Here is an 18,811-nt window from a genome sequence, read left to right as displayed (position 1 = left end):
ACCTGTCCCCTTCCTGGCCCTTTTATCCCTGCAAGCCGGAAGGGGATTCTATTCCAAATCATATAATGTATAAGCTCCTTGAATATGCTCGGGTTGTCCCTGCTTCAGATGCACACCCAAGCCATGCTCTCTATCCCATGAACAGCTGAAATTCAAGTACAGCTCATCCTCTTCTGATGAGTCAGGAACCAGTATAGACACGAGCTGTAGCCGTTCCAGTAATTGTGCCGAATCCTTCACGCAGGGCGCATATTCATCCGGATTTTCTCCCCACGAGATATAAGCGTTCCGATACTTTTCTACTATACCTGCATAGTAATGATGTATCGCTTCCAGCACATGAGGGTGAATGTCGGACCCATGTGCCATATATTGCTCCCATGTCTTTTTTTGATCCTGCTTAGGCTCTCTTATGGCCTGCGCTTCTTCCTCGGAATCGGCGGACACCATAAACTCTATCTCCACCTCCGACTTCTGTCCGCAAAAATGGAGCTGCATCGCGCCCCGAAGCACGATTTCCTCCGATACATCCCAAGTCTCATCATCCTGATCCAGCTTCATATACCAGCGTTCCCAATTCATCCTTTTCCCCATCCTTTTCATAAGAAATGATCTTCAACTCTATGGATCCTTTTATTTTACAATTTAACATCCTAATGGATGAAATTAAAGCGGGCCCCTTTCCGCAAATCCCCCCCAGGATTCGACGTATTTCTAAATAAAACTACTTTTTTCAACAGCATTCGCTAACTCATTGACTCTAAAAGCAAAAGAAAACTCCTGAAATGAGCCCGTAGATTTATTTTTTAAAATTTTAGTACCTTGCATTAATCAGTACATGATGTTAAATTATACCTGACTACTGATTTATGATTAGTACCTGAACTAATTTATGCTCAAGCACACATTTCTTCCCGATACTCCAAACGACACCTATGAAGCAATGATAACATCCAGGAAGGGAGCACCGCTCGTGAATGTGAACATCCAATTCAAAAAAGGGGTGCTGGAACTGTGCGTTCTTGTTTTAATTGGGCGCAGGGACCGTTACGGCTACGAATTGGCTCAGGCCGTCTCCCGTCATATCGAAGTAGCCGAAGGAGCTTTATACCCGCTGCTTCGCCGTCTGGTATCAGAGGGATACTGTACAACTTATTTACAGGAATCGACCGAGGGACCCCCGCGCAAATATTATCGGCTGACTGATGCAGGCAGCAATTACACAAGAATACTTACACGGGAATGGAATGAATTTGTCCATCATGTCGCAAGCCTACTGGAGGAAGGAAATCCCGATGAATAGAAAACAGTTTCTTACAGAGGTGGAGCAACGTCTCTCCCCTCTTCCCGCAGAGGAACGTAATGAGCTGCTTGGTGATTTAAGTCAGCATTTTGACTATGGGTTGGTGAATGGAAAAAGCGAGGCCGAAATTTCCAATGAACTGGGCAACCCCGAGGATATCGCTCGCGAAGCGCTGGATGATCCTAACGCATTCTGGAATACTTCCCCTCCTCCGCTTCGCCAGGGAAGCTTCGCACGCAATCTATTTACTTTCTTGGGGCTACTATTTCTTAATTTGTTAATCTCCATTCCTGTCTTAGCCTCTTTATGGGCAGTATGGGTTTCGTTGGCCGTAGCAGCGGCCAGCTTCATCGCGGCCCCCCTTCTCGCTGTCGCAGACTATGCGTTGAACGGCAACTTTTATCCCGCTAAATTCTTTTTTGCCATCACGTTGGCCGGGATTGGCCTATTCCTGTTGCCTGGAGTACGCTACCTTCTGAACCTTCTGGTCAGAGGTACGGTTCGATACTCGAAATGGAATCAGACTACCCTGAGGGGAGCTAACGAGTAACATGAATAAAAAATGGTTTATTGCAGCGGGTCTATGTATCATCATCGGTGTGGCCGGGATGGTGGCCTACGGTGCTCCATGGAATCAACAAGCGATGCGGGAAATAACAGCTATTGATAAAAAATGGACGTTCACACGTGGACAGCTACAGGATCTTAAAGTGAATAGCTCCGATGATGTATCTATTGTGTTTACTCCCGGCTCCGGCGAGCAGGGCACGATACGCATGAGTGGAGAAGTTCAGACGCAAGTAGCCGACCAGATTCATAATGCCCGTATTGAGAACGGTAAGCTTTCCATTCAATCTGAGCCACCCCTTTCCCTGGTATTCTTCTCTATCTCTCCTGGATTGAAACAAACGATCACGGTAGAAATGCCCGCTGGTGAAACTCTGAAAGGGCTACAGGCAGATGTACATTCGGGGAACTTAAAACTACAGGATGCCTCCATTCAGAATACAAGCATCACAGCCACTTCAGGCAATGCCGAGATTTCAAACCTCCAAAGTACCCGCTTGGTCGCCAAGTTAACATCTGGAAATTTTACGGCTAGTCAGGTTACAGCAGATATGGAATTGCACCTCACTTCAGGGGATGCCATAATTCGCGATTATAGCGGCAATGGTCAAGTTTCCCTGACCTCCGGTATTACGAATATCACACAACGTACCACAGCCAACTTGAAGGTCGATTCAGACTCTGGTGATGTGAGGATTAAGCAGGCTCCTGATTTTAAAGGTATTTATAATGTCCGCTCCGACTCTGGAAGTATAGATACTCCCGAATCCGTTCCCGGCAGTGTGAACGTTATGAAGGTCGAAACAACTTCAGGCGATATTCTTATTTCCAAATAGACCATCTAACTATGGTCAGAAGTCTTCCACTCCAGGTCGCAGCAAAGCGAAATAAGTGACCTGGTTGGAGTTGAAGTTTGGTTCAGGGAAATGAAATCAGTATAATATAACCATGTGCATAAATGCACAACTATGATATGTAACCATAAGGAGGAGACTGGATGGAACTTAAAAATAAAACAGCCATTATTACAGGCGCTACCAAAGGCATTGGTAAAGCCATTGCCGAGGCCTTGGCCAAGGAAGGCGTCAACCTGGGACTAATCTCACGCACACTACCTGACCTGCAAAAGCTGCAAGATTCACTGGGGAGTACATACGGCGTGAAGGTGGTTAGCGCTGTCGCGGATATATCTGATCGCGCACAGGCCGCTGCGGCTGTAGCCTCGCTGGAGCATGAACTGGGCGCTGTCGATATTTTGATCAACAATGCAGGAATTGCTACGTTCGGCACTGTTGCAGACATGGACCCGGAAGAGTGGGAACGCATAATCCGCGTGAATTTGCTGGGAACCTACTATGTCACACATGCGGTTCTTCCAAGCATGCTTGCTCAGCAGAGCGGCAACATTATTAATGTGTCCTCCACAGCAGGGGAACGGGGCTTTGCAACAGGCTCGGCGTATTGCGCATCCAAGTTTGCTTTGATGGGCTTCACGGAGGCGCTGATGCAGGAGGTTCGCAAATCCAACATTCGCGTCACTGCGCTGACTCCAAGCACGGTCAATACCGAACTGGCGGCAAATGCAGGTTTGCCGATTGGCGACGAGGATCGCATGCTTCAGCCACAAGATATGGCCGATCTGACATTGGCAGCATTGAAGCTGCCTTCGCGGGTTCAATTAAAAGTAGCCGGTATTTGGACAACCAACCCACAATAATTTGACTCGACATCTTAGATTCATTGGGCTGTACCACGCTCCGGCAGACGTCATTATTCGTCATGCTGGAGCTTCTTTTTTTGTTCATAGCTAATACAATTCAAACTACAATATACGCGCTTTGTACTTTACAACATACATAACCTACGATTTTTACACCGATAAGCGCATTTATGGAAGGGGAAATGAATAATGAAAAATACAGGAATGACACGACCATTAGACCATCTGGGCCGCATCGTGCTACCCAAGGAGCTGCGCAATTCTATGAATATCAATATTGGAGACGCCCTTGATTTTTTTATTACACCCGAGGGGCTGATGATCCGTAAATACACAGGGGTATCTTGTTATTTTTGCGGTGCCGTAGATAACCTGAGCTACTTCAGAGATCATCTGATATGCAGTGATTGTATTGAGAAGCTAAAGAGCGATAATCCTTCCAGTCATTTAAGCGAAACACGTCCTGCTCAGCCCAAGAAAAGACGGAATTACAGAAATCAAACTGAACTCCTGTATAAACTAAAAAAGCTCATGGAAGAGCATCCTAATGTTTCACAAAAAGAATTGGCCGAGATGCTCGACTTGTCTCAGGGACGCGTGTCACAGCTTAAAAAACTGCTGCTTTGAATCGTTCCAATTATAAGCGTTTAATCTAGCCACAAAAAAAAGAGCCTGTCGGCTCTCGGACCATCATCCTTATGCAATGTCAGACTGCTCCATAACCGGGACCCGATAGGCCACCAAAGACTCTTCAATAACGGCGGAAATAAATGTTGCCTCAATCTCCGGCACCAATTTGAGCGCATAGTTCCATGCGTTTTCTTCAATTTGCAGCGCAAGCCGTTGTCGAGCCCCTAACCCGCTCTCCTGCTCCAAAGCATCGGAAAGGTCTAGCAGCTCAGAATCCGCGGAGTGCCCAATCTCATGCGCAAGCACAACCATAAAATACTCCTCGACTCGTTCAACGCTACCGAACATCTGTATACATTGTGTTTCAATCGTGTCTGTATACATCGTAATGGCGTGAGCATTCATGGCATATTTGCCCCCAATCAGCCGCCCTCCGGGAAACCGTTTCTCCAGCTTGACCGTCACACCTATATCAGCCCGTTGCAAAAGCTCAGCGACGATGCACTCTGCCTGATTTCTTTCCAACTCCGATTCGCTCCTCAAAATTTTGAAATGAAAAAGCTGAATGTACTCTAATCATATAGAATAGGAACCCGAATCCGATACTTAAAGCTTTCCATGATTAAGAATGAAAAGGGCAGCCTTGGGGCTTCTTCGGCATATACGGCTTCTCTTGTACTCCGAAATTGGGCTTCACAAGCCGATTATCGTAGGAACTGTGAAAAATATGCGTGGTCGCCGGAGATAACGGCGGGATCAGCCATGTCCAATCGCCTGTGAGCGCACGCCCCGCCTGGGCTTCCCGTTCCTCAAACAGCTGAAATTGTGTAGCTGCCGTATGGTGATCGACAATGCTGACTCCCGCTTTTTTAAAAGAATAGAGCACCGCACTGTTCAGCTCCACCAGCGCCCGATCACGCCATAATGTCGTTTCGCTGGTAGTATCCAGCCCCATCAGCTCAGCTACCTGCGGTAGCATATTATAACGGAAGGTATCGGCAAAATTACGCGCTCCAATCTCTGTCCCCATATACCAGCCATTAAAAGGAGCTGCCGTGTAGATAATACCGCCAATTTCCAGCGTCATGTCCGAAATCATAGGCACGGCGTACCAACGCAAACCTAGCGAAGCCAAACCTGGTAGCTCCGGGTGTTCAATAGGTACCTCATATACCAGATGTTTGGGAATATCAAACAGCTCAGGAGGCTGTCCACCTGCTTCCACAACCAGCGGCAATACATCAAAGGGAGTCATCGCTCCTTGCCAGCCCATGTGGCGGCACGCATTTGTGAATTCAACCGAGATCGGGTCCCCGATCACCCCTTCAGCGGTCTCATAGCCAGCATATCGAATCAATTGATGATTCCAAATGCGAATCTCCGGTTGGCCCGGCTTGGACGAGCGAAACACGGTAAGCGTCGGCTTGATTTTACCGCCATTTGTCCCTATGCGTATATGCTCTAACAGCTCATGAACCACTTCCGCTGTACTTGAGGCGTCACGGGCATCCCTTACCAGAAGCTTATCCCAAAACAAACGACCGATACAACGATTGCTGTTTCGCCAAGCCATCTGCGCCCCATGTTCCAGCTCATCATAGGTATGATCATACGTTCCCGTAGTTTCAATGTCATGATGAATATCAAGAAGCCGGGCCTCCGCTTCATCGCGGCTTCGGCCCAGCTCCTCATAACATGTATATATAAACTGTTCTGCTTCACGCAAAAGCTGTTGCTTTACTTCCATACGTACACCCCATCCCGGCAGTTCTCCATACTTATGAGCCCGTTGTCTTTCACGCCTATCCGTCATTATACTCCAGTGGCGGTCTGGAACCAACGGGATGAGTGTCTTGTTCACCTGATCTTCATATCCGTGGGAATCCCTCCCAGAAGATTATCCCAAATATGCACTAAGCATCCAGATATGTTTATCCACCGTTTCTCTCAGACCATTAAGAAGATCCTCTGTCGCTTTGTCATGTGCCGCATCCGCTGCTTCCATGCCGTTAGCCAGCTCAGTCGTGATGGTTTTGAAATCCCCAACCACGGATTTTACCATATCTTCGGCTGCCTGCTCACCTGCGGATTCCTGAATAGCTGACAGTTGTAGGTGCTCCTTCAAGGTAGCAGCCGGACGGCCGCCAATAGCCAGCAAACGTTCAGCAATAGTGTCCAGATTAGCTGTCGCTTCATTATAAAGCTCCTCAAATTTAGCATGCAGTGTGAAGAAATGAGGTCCTTTTACGTACCAGTGGAAATAATGCAGCTTCGTGTACAACACCGACCAGGTAGCTACCTGACGGTTCAAAGCCTTATGCAATTCTTGAATAGCCTCTTGTGTAGGTTGAACGTTCGTGTGATTTAATGTACTCATGTGTAATTCCCCTCTCATGATCATCAATAGTATAGTTGGAGTGAAGCCTGAATTTCCGTTGACATTAGTGTTTGATTAACCTGTAAATCCCATGCGTGATTCCAATAAATACTCAGTAATTAATTTAGACTTAATCTAAATCCTGTTTTAATTATAACACTAACTCAGTTATTTTCAAGAGCTTATCAGGTCTTAATCATGAAGATTACGTGAAGTGTCAGAGCCTTTGAAAATTCAGTTATCCTTCACTTCGTTCAATGCCTGCAACGCAAACTCTATATGCATTCGTGTACCCAAAATCAAGGCTCGTTCGTCGATATCGAATTGGGGATGGTGCAGCGGATATGCTTGCTGTGTATCTGGCGTGCTTATCCCTATAAAACCAAATACGCCGGGAATATGCTGTGTGTACAGCGCAAAATCTTCCCCGGCCAAAAAGGGAGTATCCAGCAGCTTCGTACTTTCCGCTCCAAAGACTTTCTCTGCCGCGCGCACCGCTGCTTGTACGACCACAGGGTCATTATGAAGAACCGTTCCGGTTCGTTGCGTAATATGTGCGGAGCCGCCATGTAAAGATACAATGCTGTTCGCGCGATCCGCAATCGCTTGGGTGATCCGTTCAACCGTCTCAGTGCGAAAAGCCCGGAAGGTTCCAGTAATTTCGCTGTGCCCTGCGATGACATTTTTGGCGCTGCCTGCTTGCAGTGTACCGAAAGATAGGACAGCAGCTTCCTGCGGGTCGATGGCGGTGGACATAAATATTTTAATATCCGTGATAAATTGAGCGACCATAATTATAGCATCTGAGGAAAGATGGGGCGTGCTGTGATGTCCCGAAAGTCCGGCAAACTGGATTGTAAAATGAGAAGAAGCGGCCATAGCCGTGTGCGGATGAAATCCAATCGTTCCTACAGGGAAATCAGGCCATACGTGCATGGCAAACACTGTCTTTACATCCTCCAGGACACCATCCTCGATCATATCCCTTCCTCCACTAATCAGCCTGCCATCCAGGGGAGACACCAACGCCCCCTCCTCTGCTGGCTGAAAAACAAACTTAATCGTACCTCGAACCTGATCCCGATTATGACTAAGCACCTGAGCGGCTCCCAACAGCATCGCCGTATGTGCATCATGCCCGCACGCGTGCATGACTCCGGGGATCATGGAGATATAATCGGCGGTGTTTTGCTCTGTTACAGGCAAAGCATCTATATCCGTACGCAGTAGCACCGTGTCCCCAGCCTGTGTCCCGCGCAATATACCGACAACTCCCTTACCAAAATGCTTCCCGACTCCTGTCTGCACCTCCAGCCCCCAGCTTTGGAGAAGCTCCGCTATGTACGCAGCCGTCCGTTCCACCTCAAACAAAACTTCCGGGTAACGATGCAATTCCCGTCGAAATGCAATCAAATCCGTTTCCAACGCGTCCGGCACTACAAGATCATCAAAAGCACGAGTCATTATTGAACACTCTCCTAAAATCTTATCGGAATATTTATAGTATATATCAGCCTAAATGTAGTCTTTATCCCTGCATGCCGTCAACGCGTTATACATAGGTTACATCAATACGAATATAGAAGATGTTAATTTTGTCTGTTAAAGAGTCGTCAGTATCACTACCTTGTTCACAGTCGTATGTGTATGTGAGTTATGGCTTACGTGGTATAATAGGATATAAAATGGGGTTGGTGTACATGACAGAGCTACTTGATCCTCGAAATGATTTTTTGTTTAAACGTATCTTTGGAAGCGATGAAAATCGGGATGTGTTGCTAACATTCTTGAATCACACGTTTGCCGAAGCAGGTAAACCGCAACTGACTGAAATTATTTTACTTAATCCTTATACGGATAAAGATGCGCCTCGTGATAAGCAATCCATTCTGGACATTCGGGCCAGAACCTCCGAGGGTGAACTTATTAATGTGGAGATGCAGTTATTCAATAAATACGACACCGATAAAAGAACTTTGTTTTACTGGAGCAAGCAGTATGCTGGCCAGTTGCAGGAAGGACAGTCCTACAAACTGCTTCGAAAATGTGTGACGATTAATATTCTGAACTACTCTTTTTTGCCGAATGATCAATATCATAATGTATATCATCTCCGTGAAGACCGAACAGGCATTTCACTTAGCGATGATATTGAGCTACACTTTTTGGAGTTACCGAAGCTTGACCATCGTACTGTACCTATGGAGGGCGGCGGATTGGTAAACTGGCTTTTGTTTCTAAAAGGAGCGAATCCATCACAATGGGAGGTGCTGACCATGAACGAGCCTGTACTGAAAAAAGCGATGAACACCTTGGAATTTCTAAGTCAGGATCGGGAAGCCCGTCTTCAATATGAAGCAAGACAACGATATTTACACGATGAGGCATCCATGATTGAAGGAGCAAAAGAAGAAGGTAAGGCGGAAGGCAAAGCCGAAGGGAAAGCCGAAGGGAAAGCCGAAAGCCAGGCTGAAATTGCACGAAATATGCTCCGTTTGGGCGTAGATATAGATATTATCACTAAAGCATCCGGGTTATCAGTAGCTGAAGTAAAATCACTTCAACCATAACCCTAACCACTCAAAAAAGAGCCGACCCGTAAGAGGGTCGGCTCTACTATTATTCTTTTATCTCCGAAGGGTCCACAATCAAGGGTACAACCTTGCCTGCGTTTACATCAATCAGGCCGTGATCCGTAATTTTCAAAGCCGGGCTGACTGGCAAAGAATGAGTGCTCAGCGACATGATTGGATTGTAATGGCGGTAGCCGAGCGACAGCAAGGCAGAACGCAGCTCCTTCACGTGGGCCGCTACCATTTCCAGCGGTCCTTCTGTTAAAATCCCGCCTACGGTTAACGGCAGATGGGACAGCACCTTGCCATTTTCAACTACGCAAAAGCCGCCTTGACTGGAAAGAACCGTATTCGCCGCCAATATCATATCCTGCTTGTTATGCCCCACGACCAGCAAGTTATGGTTATCGTGCGAATACGTGGTTGCCACCGCCCCGCGCTTAATCGTGTCTCCCCCGATCAAACCATAGGCCCGGTTACCATTCTTGCCATACCGCTCAAAAGTAGCGATAAGCCCGTGTTCACTCTGTTCCCACATCAGCTCACCATTCGCCACTTGCTCAGGTGCAATTCGTTCGCTCGTAAAGGTCGATCCGTCCTTCACCATCATAATACGGCAATGATGCGTACCATCCGCTACATCCAGCTCTACAGTAAAATCCTGCTCCGTGAGTGGCTTCAGCTTTACACTTTGGTAAAAATGAGGTGGAAAACGGCAGCTTAACGACTCTTGATGATACTCCTCAAATTTATCGAATACCTTTTGCCCATCCTTGTACACCCGTTCTACTTCAAGATGGTTCAGGTCGGACAACAATACAAAATCAGCTATTTTCCCCGGCGCTATCGTGCCCCGGTCGTGCATACGCATCCGTGTCGCAGGCGTGAACGTAGCTGCATAGATCGCATCTTCAGGCTTCATGCCCATCCCGATTGCTTTGCTTACAATATGGTTCAGATGCCCACGCTCTACGAAGGAATCCGGCATCACATCGTCCGTTACAAAGCAAAAATGCTGCGCCACGTCTTCCTGAATCAAATACTCCATCACTTCAGGGGTCATGGATTTTTCCTGAATCTCGATGAACATCCCCGCAGCCATACGCGCCTTCATGCCTTCAATGCTTTGGTGGGTATGGTCCGAACCAATTCCCGCATAGATCAACTGATGCAGGTCCAGATCAAGCAACTGCGGCGTATGCCCTTCAATGATCAGCTCCGGGTAATGTTCACGAACATGGCGTAAAATGCGATTGGTCTTACTCTCCGGGTCACGAATCACATCCACATAGTTCATAATTTCACCCAGGCAGATCATCTCACCGGTTTGCAACAGTGCATCAATCTCAGGAATATCAATCTCCCCACCCGAGGTCTCCAGAGGTGTTGCCGGGACAGAGCTTGGAATGCCATAGAACATATCAGCTACGCACTCCTTGCTGGCCGTCATCATTTCCTGGATGCCTTCCAATCCGAAAACATTCGCCATTTCGTGCGGTTCCGGTACAATCGTCGTTACACCGTTGCGAATGAGCCCATAGGAAAAGGTTGCCGGTGTCACCATTGTACTCTCGATATGCAGATGAATGTCGATCAGGCCGGGAATCATATATTTCCCGTGCCCTTCCACAATTTCATTCACTTCAAACGACTCCAGGCCACGCTGACCGATATACATAAATTTTCCGTCAAGTATAGCAACATTGCCTTCCTCGAACGTCTTGTAATAGCTGTTATACACTTTTACTTGTAAAATCATTTTGTCTGCACGCATGATGTATCTCCTTCATTGAACCCGCTGATTATTGGACCAGCACCATTTTATCTGCCGGAAAATGCAGCGTAACCCGTTGACCGCTCAGGTACGGCGTGTCCATCTCCTGATTGGCGGTGAAGCTTCCTTTCGCCGTTTCTATCACATACTGATAGCTACGTCCCAGGTAAGTGCTCACTTTAATGATGCCGGGAAGCTCATTTTCCCCCGTCTCATTGCCTTCTGTGCGGATAACCAAATCATCCGGACGAATAGCCCCCTGACGGGCACCCGGCTGGACTGTACCCTGATTACGGGCCACACTGAACGAAAGATCGCTTGTACTCAGACGAATTCGTTCCCCCTCCTCAGCACGCTCGTCAAAGGACAGGAAATTATTGAATCCAATAAAACGGGCGACAAATTCGGTGGTTGGATATTTAAAAATCGTCGATGGCGCATCCAACTGCTCGATATTCCCCTTGTTCATAATCGCAACCCGGTCAGAAATCGAAAAACATTCCTCCTGATCATGCGATACGTATACGGTGGTAATCCCCAATTCCTGTTGAATACGGCGAATTTCCACACGCATATTCACACGCAGGTTCGCATCCAGATTGCTCAGCGGTTCATCGAACAACAGCAGGTCGGGTTCAATCACAAGTGCCCGCGCAATCGCAACACGCTGACGCTGTCCACCGGACAATTCACCGGGGAACCGCTTTTCAAAGCCCCCCAGACTGACCGTATCCAGCATAGCCATAACACGGCGTTTTACATCATCTTCCTTCACCTTGCGCAACCGCAGGCCAAAGGCAACATTATCAAAAACGGACAAATGCGGGAAAAGCGCATAGCTTTGGAATACAAAACCGAAATTCCGTTTATTCACCGGAACCCGAGTGTAATCCTTATCGCCAAACAAAAATGTTCCTTGTTTAGCTTCGAGAAATCCTGCAATCAGACGAAGCGTGGTCGTTTTGCCACATCCACTCGGTCCGAGCAGCGAGAGCAATTGCCCCCGTTCGAGCTGCAAATCGAAATCCTGCAAGATCAGTTGATTGTCATAAGCGACCGATACGCGATCCAGAGTAAGCAGTGCCATATGGTTGAAGCCTCCATTACCTTTTAGTGAAGTAAGACAATCCCATCAGTCGTTCAATCAAGAACATCAGAATACCGGTCAATATCATCAGCATTACCGAAATCGCTGCAATCGTCGGGTCAAAATAATTTTCGACGTAGGTCAGCATTTGAATGGGCAGGGTGCTGAAGCCCGGTCCTGTCATGAAGACGGAAATGTCGACATTGTTGAATGATTCCAGAAAGGCAATCAGGATAGCCGCAATAATACCTGAGCGGATGTTGGGCAGAACCACCTTGAAAAAGGTTTCCAGCCGTCCAGCTCCCAAGCTGAGCGCTGCTTCCTCAATCGCAAAATCAAAGTTGGACAAGCTGGACGCAATGACCCGTATAATGAACGGCAGCATAATCACCGTATGTCCGATCAACAATCCTGCGTATACCGGCAAATGATAAACAATGATCAAATAGCGCAGCAGTGTAAAACCAAGCACAATACCCGGTATAAGCAGCGGGGAGAGGAACAAGGCATTCAGTGCATCCTTCCCGTGAAACGAAAAACGACTAAGCGCATAAGCGGCAGGCATGCCGATCAGCAGCGCCAAAATGTTACCCAGCAGAGAGACGACAATCGACGTTTTGAACGTGGACATAAACAGGTCTACTTCAAAAATATTTTGATACCAGCGCAAGGAAAAACCCTGCGGAGGAAATTTTAATACCGTGCCCGGCTCGAAAGAAGTGACCGATATGATCAACAGCGGACCGAGCAGAAAGATGAAGACCAGCAGGCTAAAGAAGCCTAGTCCGTAATGTTTCTCCCGCATATCCACCTACCCCTTCGGATTGAGTTTATGGGCCGCCTTATTTAAGAGACCGACCACGATAAATGTAATGACAATCATAATCGTTGCAATAACGGAGGCGAGAAACCAGTCATTCAGCGTCATCGCATTTTGATACAAAAATGTAGCAATGACGCGCTGTTTCCCTCCAAGTAGTGCTGGTGTAGTATACGCCGTCAGGCTGCCCACGAAAACGAGAATGCTTCCGATAATCAGACCCGGTACAGACAGCGGAAACACAATTTTACGGAATGCACTGAAACGTGATGCACCGAGACTTTGAGCCGCATGGACAAGATCACCGTCGATATTTTCGAGTACACCAATCAGTGAAATAATCATCAGTGGTAGAAACAAATGAACCAAACCAATAATCATTGCCGCCGGAGTATACAAAATATTCAGCGGCTCATCAACGAGTCCTAGATCGATGAGCACGTTATTCAACAGCCCTTTACGACCCAAAATGACCATCCAGCTAAATGAACGCACCACTGGACTGGTCAACAAGGGAAAGATTGCCAAGGCCAGCAAAACCCCTTTACGGCGCGGGGCCTTTTGCGAAATATAATAAGCTGTCGGGAAGCCGAGCAGTACGCATACGAGCGTCGTAACGACACTGACTTCCAGCGTAGTCAGCAATATTTTCAGAAAATAAGGGTCCTTGAAGAAATGGAGATAGCCTTCTAGGGTGAATGAGCTGTTCTGTACGAAGGTCGAGCCGATCGTCAACACAATCGGAATGACCATGAACACCGCCAGAAAGAGCAGACCTGGCAGCAGCAGCCAATACAAGTATGTTTTCTTCATGGGTAGCTCCTTGCGGTTATCAAAATGTTATTCCTTGTTCAGCACCTGAATAAATAGCTCCAGAAATGCCTCGTTGTCCACCTGTTCACACACGTTCATGTTTGGACTATGATTGAGACGATTCTGCACATCGCCCACCGTTTGTCCGTCACATATCCGACTGGAGGTTTCCACATCGACATACATGGGCGAAGTTTCTACCAGACTCGAATTCAGAGCAACGCCTACAGCAAGCGGATCATGAAGCGCACATGCTTTTACCCCGTTGCGTTCCTCATAGCGCTTGGTATAGATGGCGGTGCTGTCAGCCACATAGCCGCGAATCGCCGGATCGGTCAGGCGGGCAATATGATCCGCAGTCAGCAGCGCCTTCCTTGTTACATCCAGACCAACCTGTATCAAGCGCCCAAATCCGGCATGAAATACGATCCGTGCGGCTTCAGGGTCAGCATACATGTTATATTCCGCTACAGGTGTAATATTGCCGCACCCGTGAATAACACCGCCCATAAAAATGACCTCATTGACGTATTGCGTCAACTCCGGACATTTCAGAAGCGCCAACGCCAGATTCGTGAGCGGCCCGGTGCAAACCAGCGTCAGTTCTCCCGGATGAGCCATGACTGTATCAATGATGATGTCCGGCGCAAAGCCTTCGGACGCAGAAATAGCAGGGACAACCCTACTCAATGCGCCGCCAATGCCGTCTTCTCCATGAATACGATGCTCATGCAATCCTTTACGGATCAAGGGAGCATCGGCCCCCCGATAGACCGGAACATCCGGTCTATCCAAAAGGTCGAGGATTTTGCATGTGTTCAATGTTGCCTGTTTAAGCGATACATTACCGCACACGGTGGTAATAGCTGTAACATCCAACTGGCCGCTTTTGGCCGCTAATAAAATACCCAACGCATCATCAATACCTGTATCTACATCTAATATGACTTTTTTCATTATTGGGCAACTTCCCGGTTCCAACGGTCCGTCCATTCCTTGATATGGTCATTGACGAATTTCATATCCAGCTTGGTCAGCTTGTTTACCACATCTGCACCATACGTAATTCCTTCTGTGTCCGCACCGGACAGCACCACCTGCGTATTCACCGGAGAATCAACCTTTGCCTTGGCAGACTTCTCTTGAACTTCCTTGCTCAGCTGCCAGTTGATAAATTCCTCAGCCAGTTCTTTTTGGTCGGAGCCTTTAACCACGTTGATCGTGTTCATTACTGCATAAGCCCCTTCACTCGGCGCTACAAATTTGGCTCCAGGCACAGCTGCTTGCAAATCTTTGAAATACATCTCCATAATCGGTCCGCCCGCGATTTCCTGCTGACTGAACATGTTGACGAATTCGGAGGTTTTGCTATAAAACTTAACGATATTCGGACTCAGCTCTTTCAGTTTCCCGAATGCCTGATCCTCATTAAATTCCTTACTACCCGCTACCTTGGAGGCCGCATCAACAACCATCGGTCCAGCCGTGGCCGTAATGTTCGGCAGAGTCACGTTTCCTTTGAACTCACTGCCCCACAGGTCAGCCCAAGAAGTCACATTCTTTTTAACCAGCTCCGGGTTGTAAGCAATACCGAGGCGCCCAATCGTATAAGCAGGGCCATATTCCTCACCCAGCGGCGCTTTGGCAATATCATAAATTTGATTCAGGTTCGGCACCTTGCTACGATCCAGCTTTTCAAACAAACCCTGTTGAATCCCCTGTTGAGCATAATAATCAGACAGATAAATCAGATCGACGTCTGTGCTCCCTTGACTAATTTTGTTCAAACGTTCTGCGTTATTCCCAATCTCTACTACAATATCAACGTTGTGTTCCTTCTCAAAAGGCTCGTACACTTCTTTGTTAAAGAAGTCTTCGGAGAAGCCCCATGTGGAAATGATTAGCTTCTTCTTGCCATCAGCCGAGTTGCTTTTTCCATCTTCCTGACCTCCGGTAGCATTGCTGCCACAACCTGCAAGCACAACAGATGCCAAGGTCAAAGCCATGAACCCTTTAAACCATTTTTTCATTTGAAACTCCCCCTATTTATTCATTCTGCGAACCTGATAACACAAAAAAGAAAAGTACTCTTGTAAAACAAGAATACTTTTCTTCGTAAACAAAGAATAAGTTGATTCCGCTGCGCGTTATAACAGGTTCTCCCCTCAGATAGATCCGAAGCGAAAAGCCGAATATCCAATTGTATTAGGATTCCTTCAGTATGATGTTCGTGATTGCCCACTGCGTTGCTGAATCATAGTCGCGCAGCAGAGCTTCAATATCGAGCCCCATATCCTCAATCAGCTTCTCGCGAAGTCTCTTCTTATACAGCATGGACATTCGGAAATCCACTTCCAGCTTCAAGCCGGGGGCTTCCACTTCCAATGCCGCCGAGCGTGGAGAACGCCGGTGCTTCGCCACAAAGGTAACAATGTTGTTCTCAACGGTGGCCCGCAGTAGCGTGGTCCCGAAGCCGAACAGTTCCTTTGAAATTTCGTTGTAAATCTGGCACATCCGCTTCTTGCTTTCATTACTGTCGAGCAGCGTCATGAACCCACCCTCATCAGCATATTACGTACAATCAATCTTTCAACACGATAGATTATACATAAATATATGATAAATAGCAATAAAAATCCCTAATGCAATAACATATGATGCGAAAAAGCGAACAATATGTCGAACTTTGTAGCTTTTCAACATTTTTACACTTTTTTCGTCTAACCCTTAAGCTTCCGAACGATACTATATTCCCCGCAGGAAAATTAAAGCAGACTACAAAGGCGTTATCACCACTCTGGGAGAATATTTTTTTCTTCTACTATATATGTAGTTTTTATTTAAACGCATTTAACCGTACCCCGCGGGAGTCCCCTAGCGATTGTACGGTTTTTTTTATGTTATGTAGCTGACTGGGCCAGATGGGAACCCCTTCAAGAAAAAGCCGATTGAATCCACGAGGACACTACAAGAGTAGCTGGCCACAGCAGCATAAAGTTAGCTATGATATATGCCTTCTTAAAAGCATAACGATGATAAAAATACCAACAGCTCCATGAAATAAATACTCCTATCGGGTAGCTCATTATGACATAGGCAAAAATATAACTGATGAGATAATCTCCAGCTGTTGGTGCATCGAAAGAAAATGCGACCACCATCAGCATGACCGGATAGGCAAATAACGTTAAGCCATAAACGATATTCAATATAAGTAAAATGACAAATGCATTTTGATCTTTCATGATGTTCTCCTAACTATTGCAGTCCGCCTGTATCACCATTGTGCAGCCCGTTTGCGTCTCTCCTCACGCCGATCAGCTTCTTCCATTTTCCGAATATAACGTTTCAACTGCTCTTTATGATCGTCCAATTCCTGTATTCGTACAGTTGTGCCTTGGAGAAACGTCTCCATTTTACGTGTTAATTCAGCAGCCGATTCGCCCCTCCAGTCTTGCAGACGACCATATATATTTCTCATCTGCTGCTCCTGATGCTGAAGTCTTTGCTTTAGCTGCTCGCACTGCTGTACAGCCCTACGCAGATCCCCCAGGCTCAAAGATATTCTACTCATCTCTTTTGCCTCCCGTTGTGTTCTTCCAGCTGCTCTTTTTATTGATCCACCATCGTAAATTCCTGGCCCTTGCGATCTATATACTCTGCTATCTCTGTAATCGATTCCTGATACCAGCGATTGATCCGATCCAGTGTTGCCGTTGCACTATGCGCAAGCGGGATCAAAGACTGACTTTCACTTGTTCCGATATGAGCCTGAAATAACTGAATGGATGCACGGGTATCACTAGAAAATCCATGCAAGCTGGAACGCATCTGATTAGCCGCATGCTTTAGCTCTTCGGTTGTTAATTGAATTGTGCCTCCATTTTTGTTGCCCACAAAATATGCACCGCCATTGGAGCGACCATGCTGTTGTCCTACTCCCAGGATATTCACTCCCAGTGCAGTAGCAGCAAACTGCCCGAAAGCACCCATTTGTCCACCGTAGCGTTCAACCAGTTCGCCCATGACTTCCTTGAGTTCTGCTCGGGCGGCCAGCATTTGCTCGTACGCCTGCACCCGTGGATTGCCTTCCACCAATTGACCGTCCATCGTGTACAGTGGATTAATTATATTGCCGTTTTCATCAAATGTGAAATGATCCATGCTATGTGTTGCTTCTCCCATTACCGAATTATAGAACTTTGTAATAGGATCTTGCTGCATCATAGGCAACGTAATCGGGACATACACAATGGGAGACCATTTGGGCCCCAAAAAAAAGTTAGCCCACTTATTTTCTCTTTCGACTGGTAATGAAACAGGAATAGTGATTTTGGCTTTATTAGCCGTCTTATAATCATTGTCTATAAAGTAGGTTGTACCCACATGTGGCTGTGCATCATTAGCTCCCGAACCGATAGTATCTTTCGGATTGACATAAGCGACATTCGTCTTTCGAAAATCGCCATTTTCCACCTTCTTTTGAAGATCATCCGGTAACAGATGTACAATACCTGGTGGATTATAAGCGACTGATGTCAGTCCGTTCCGCACCGCCACATATTCTGCCTCCGCTCCTCCTAGAGAATGGCCTGTGGTCGTTATTTCAGCAGAGGGATACTGTTTTTTTACGACATCATATAGATTCTCAGCTTGTGTAAATTGATTATTCTGATACTTTTCCTCATATTGAAGAAATGCACTTTGCACTTGTGGTGGGAGTTTAGCCACCTCTGCCTTATTATTTTCATAATATTGATGGACTTCTTCCAACGTTTTCGCGCGCCCTCCGACGACATCGCTGATATCCGTTCCCCAGTCCATCGCCACGCTCCATTTGGGGCGATCTGGAGGTTCTGTACCCCTATAACCGATGATCACCTGATTGGTCTTCTCGTTAAGGAATACAGTCGCATCAAATCCAGAACCGTTCGTATCATGCAGCTTAGCTCCTTCAGGCTCAACAATCTTCCAGTCAGGAAGAATTCTGCTTTTAGAATCTTTGGCAGTCAACTCTCGGTCATAAACTTTATCCGCAATGGTCCAGTATGTTTTATCGTTAATGTAGGTCAAGTTATTCCCACCTTGTCTATTGTGTAAATATATTATAGAGTTATGAAAAAGGTGATTACCAGAAAAGGAGAATT

21 protein-coding genes are annotated in these 18,811 nt (G+C 46.8%); 6 read left to right on the top strand and 15 right to left on the bottom strand.

The window, feature by feature from the left end; genetic code table 11:
- Positions 1–48 precede the first annotated feature (48 nt).
- On the bottom strand, positions 49–582 hold the full coding sequence (locus tag ACQ4MX_RS17095; RefSeq protein WP_431086182.1) for a DUF6985 domain-containing protein: 534 nt from the start codon (positions 580–582) through the stop codon (positions 49–51).
- A 391-nt stretch (positions 583–973) separates the two neighbouring features.
- Here ACQ4MX_RS17095 and ACQ4MX_RS17090 point away from each other — a divergent pair, with 391 nt between their 5' ends.
- The 5 genes from ACQ4MX_RS17090 (at position 974) to ACQ4MX_RS17070 (ending at position 4,217) form a co-directional block, all read left to right on the top strand.
- A complete protein-coding gene (locus tag ACQ4MX_RS17090; protein ID WP_014278596.1) occupies positions 974–1,303 on the top strand; it encodes a PadR family transcriptional regulator in 330 nt (109 codons plus the stop codon).
- Positions 1,296–1,853, top strand: a complete 558-nt coding sequence (locus tag ACQ4MX_RS17085; RefSeq protein ID WP_431086179.1) for a DUF1700 domain-containing protein — start codon at positions 1,296–1,298, stop codon at positions 1,851–1,853. The genes ACQ4MX_RS17090 and ACQ4MX_RS17085 overlap by 8 nt, the downstream gene beginning before the upstream one ends.
- 1 nt (position 1,854) lies before the next feature.
- Positions 1,855–2,706 carry a DUF4097 family beta strand repeat-containing protein gene (locus ACQ4MX_RS17080; protein WP_431086178.1) on the top strand — a complete coding sequence of 284 codons (852 nt, stop codon included), beginning with the start codon at positions 1,855–1,857 and terminating at the stop codon, positions 2,704–2,706.
- Positions 2,707–2,867: 161 nt separating this feature from the next.
- A complete protein-coding gene (locus ACQ4MX_RS17075) occupies positions 2,868–3,587 on the top strand; it encodes a 3-ketoacyl-ACP reductase (RefSeq protein WP_149094222.1) in 720 nt (239 codons plus the stop codon).
- A gap of 192 nt (positions 3,588–3,779) precedes the next feature.
- Positions 3,780–4,217 (top strand): AbrB/MazE/SpoVT family DNA-binding domain-containing protein, encoded by a 438-nt coding sequence (locus tag ACQ4MX_RS17070; protein ID WP_431086176.1) that lies wholly within the window; start codon positions 3,780–3,782, stop codon positions 4,215–4,217.
- Between the two features lie 69 nt (positions 4,218–4,286).
- Here ACQ4MX_RS17070 and ACQ4MX_RS17065 read toward each other — a convergent pair whose 3' ends face one another.
- The 4 genes from ACQ4MX_RS17065 to ACQ4MX_RS17050 form a co-directional block, all read right to left on the bottom strand.
- The gene (locus tag ACQ4MX_RS17065) at positions 4,287–4,745 is read right to left on the bottom strand and encodes a hypothetical protein (protein WP_431086173.1); all 459 of its coding nucleotides are present in this window, start codon (positions 4,743–4,745) and stop codon (positions 4,287–4,289) included.
- A 97-nt stretch (positions 4,746–4,842) separates the two neighbouring features.
- Complete coding sequence (locus ACQ4MX_RS17060) at positions 4,843–5,967, bottom strand: nitric oxide synthase oxygenase (protein ID WP_431086172.1); 1,125 nt, start codon at positions 5,965–5,967, stop codon at positions 4,843–4,845.
- Positions 5,968–6,117: 150 nt separating this feature from the next.
- The gene (locus tag ACQ4MX_RS17055) at positions 6,118–6,597 is read right to left on the bottom strand and encodes a Dps family protein (protein WP_431086171.1); all 480 of its coding nucleotides are present in this window, start codon (positions 6,595–6,597) and stop codon (positions 6,118–6,120) included.
- 234 nt (positions 6,598–6,831) lie between these two features.
- Positions 6,832–8,061, bottom strand: a complete 1,230-nt coding sequence (locus ACQ4MX_RS17050) for a M20 metallopeptidase family protein (protein ID WP_431086169.1) — start codon at positions 8,059–8,061, stop codon at positions 6,832–6,834.
- A 236-nt stretch (positions 8,062–8,297) separates the two neighbouring features.
- Here ACQ4MX_RS17050 and ACQ4MX_RS17045 point away from each other — a divergent pair, with 236 nt between their 5' ends.
- The gene (locus tag ACQ4MX_RS17045) at positions 8,298–9,167 is read left to right on the top strand and encodes an Rpn family recombination-promoting nuclease/putative transposase (protein WP_431086166.1); all 870 of its coding nucleotides are present in this window, start codon (positions 8,298–8,300) and stop codon (positions 9,165–9,167) included.
- Between the two features lie 49 nt (positions 9,168–9,216).
- Here ACQ4MX_RS17045 and ACQ4MX_RS17040 read toward each other — a convergent pair whose 3' ends face one another.
- The 10 genes from ACQ4MX_RS17040 to ACQ4MX_RS16995 all read right to left on the bottom strand — a co-directional run bounded on the left by ACQ4MX_RS17040 (position 9,217) and on the right by ACQ4MX_RS16995 (position 18,737).
- Positions 9,217–10,944: an adenine deaminase C-terminal domain-containing protein gene (locus tag ACQ4MX_RS17040; protein WP_431086164.1), complete on the bottom strand. Its 1,728-nt coding sequence runs from the start codon at positions 10,942–10,944 to the stop codon at positions 9,217–9,219.
- 28 nt (positions 10,945–10,972) lie between these two features.
- Positions 10,973–12,031, bottom strand: a complete 1,059-nt coding sequence (locus tag ACQ4MX_RS17035; RefSeq protein WP_134912053.1) for an ABC transporter ATP-binding protein — start codon at positions 12,029–12,031, stop codon at positions 10,973–10,975.
- A 16-nt stretch (positions 12,032–12,047) separates the two neighbouring features.
- Positions 12,048–12,836, bottom strand: coding sequence for an ABC transporter permease (locus ACQ4MX_RS17030; protein WP_192512115.1), 789 nt, complete (start codon positions 12,834–12,836; stop codon positions 12,048–12,050).
- Between the two features lie 6 nt (positions 12,837–12,842).
- Positions 12,843–13,664 carry an ABC transporter permease gene (locus ACQ4MX_RS17025; RefSeq protein ID WP_431086162.1) on the bottom strand — a complete coding sequence of 274 codons (822 nt, stop codon included), beginning with the start codon at positions 13,662–13,664 and terminating at the stop codon, positions 12,843–12,845.
- A 27-nt stretch (positions 13,665–13,691) separates the two neighbouring features.
- On the bottom strand, positions 13,692–14,621 hold the full coding sequence (locus ACQ4MX_RS17020; protein ID WP_431086160.1) for a nucleoside hydrolase: 930 nt from the start codon (positions 14,619–14,621) through the stop codon (positions 13,692–13,694).
- The gene (locus ACQ4MX_RS17015) at positions 14,621–15,694 is read right to left on the bottom strand and encodes an ABC transporter substrate-binding protein (protein WP_134912050.1); all 1,074 of its coding nucleotides are present in this window, start codon (positions 15,692–15,694) and stop codon (positions 14,621–14,623) included. The genes ACQ4MX_RS17020 and ACQ4MX_RS17015 overlap by 1 nt, the downstream gene beginning before the upstream one ends.
- A gap of 175 nt (positions 15,695–15,869) precedes the next feature.
- Complete coding sequence (locus ACQ4MX_RS17010; protein ID WP_014278613.1) at positions 15,870–16,214, bottom strand: hypothetical protein; 345 nt, start codon at positions 16,212–16,214, stop codon at positions 15,870–15,872.
- A gap of 383 nt (positions 16,215–16,597) precedes the next feature.
- Complete coding sequence (locus ACQ4MX_RS17005; protein WP_028540768.1) at positions 16,598–16,909, bottom strand: hypothetical protein; 312 nt, start codon at positions 16,907–16,909, stop codon at positions 16,598–16,600.
- Positions 16,910–16,941: 32 nt separating this feature from the next.
- The gene (locus ACQ4MX_RS17000; RefSeq protein WP_014278615.1) at positions 16,942–17,238 is read right to left on the bottom strand and encodes a WXG100 family type VII secretion target; all 297 of its coding nucleotides are present in this window, start codon (positions 17,236–17,238) and stop codon (positions 16,942–16,944) included.
- A gap of 38 nt (positions 17,239–17,276) precedes the next feature.
- Complete coding sequence (locus tag ACQ4MX_RS16995; protein ID WP_431086156.1) at positions 17,277–18,737, bottom strand: lipase family protein; 1,461 nt, start codon at positions 18,735–18,737, stop codon at positions 17,277–17,279.
- Between the last annotated feature and the right edge of the window lie 74 nt (positions 18,738–18,811).

This window comes from Paenibacillus sp. 8b26 (assembly GCF_050626875.1).
Lineage (GTDB): Bacteria > Bacillota > Bacilli > Paenibacillales > Paenibacillaceae > Paenibacillus.
This window is presented reverse-complemented; position numbering and strand designations above follow the sequence as displayed.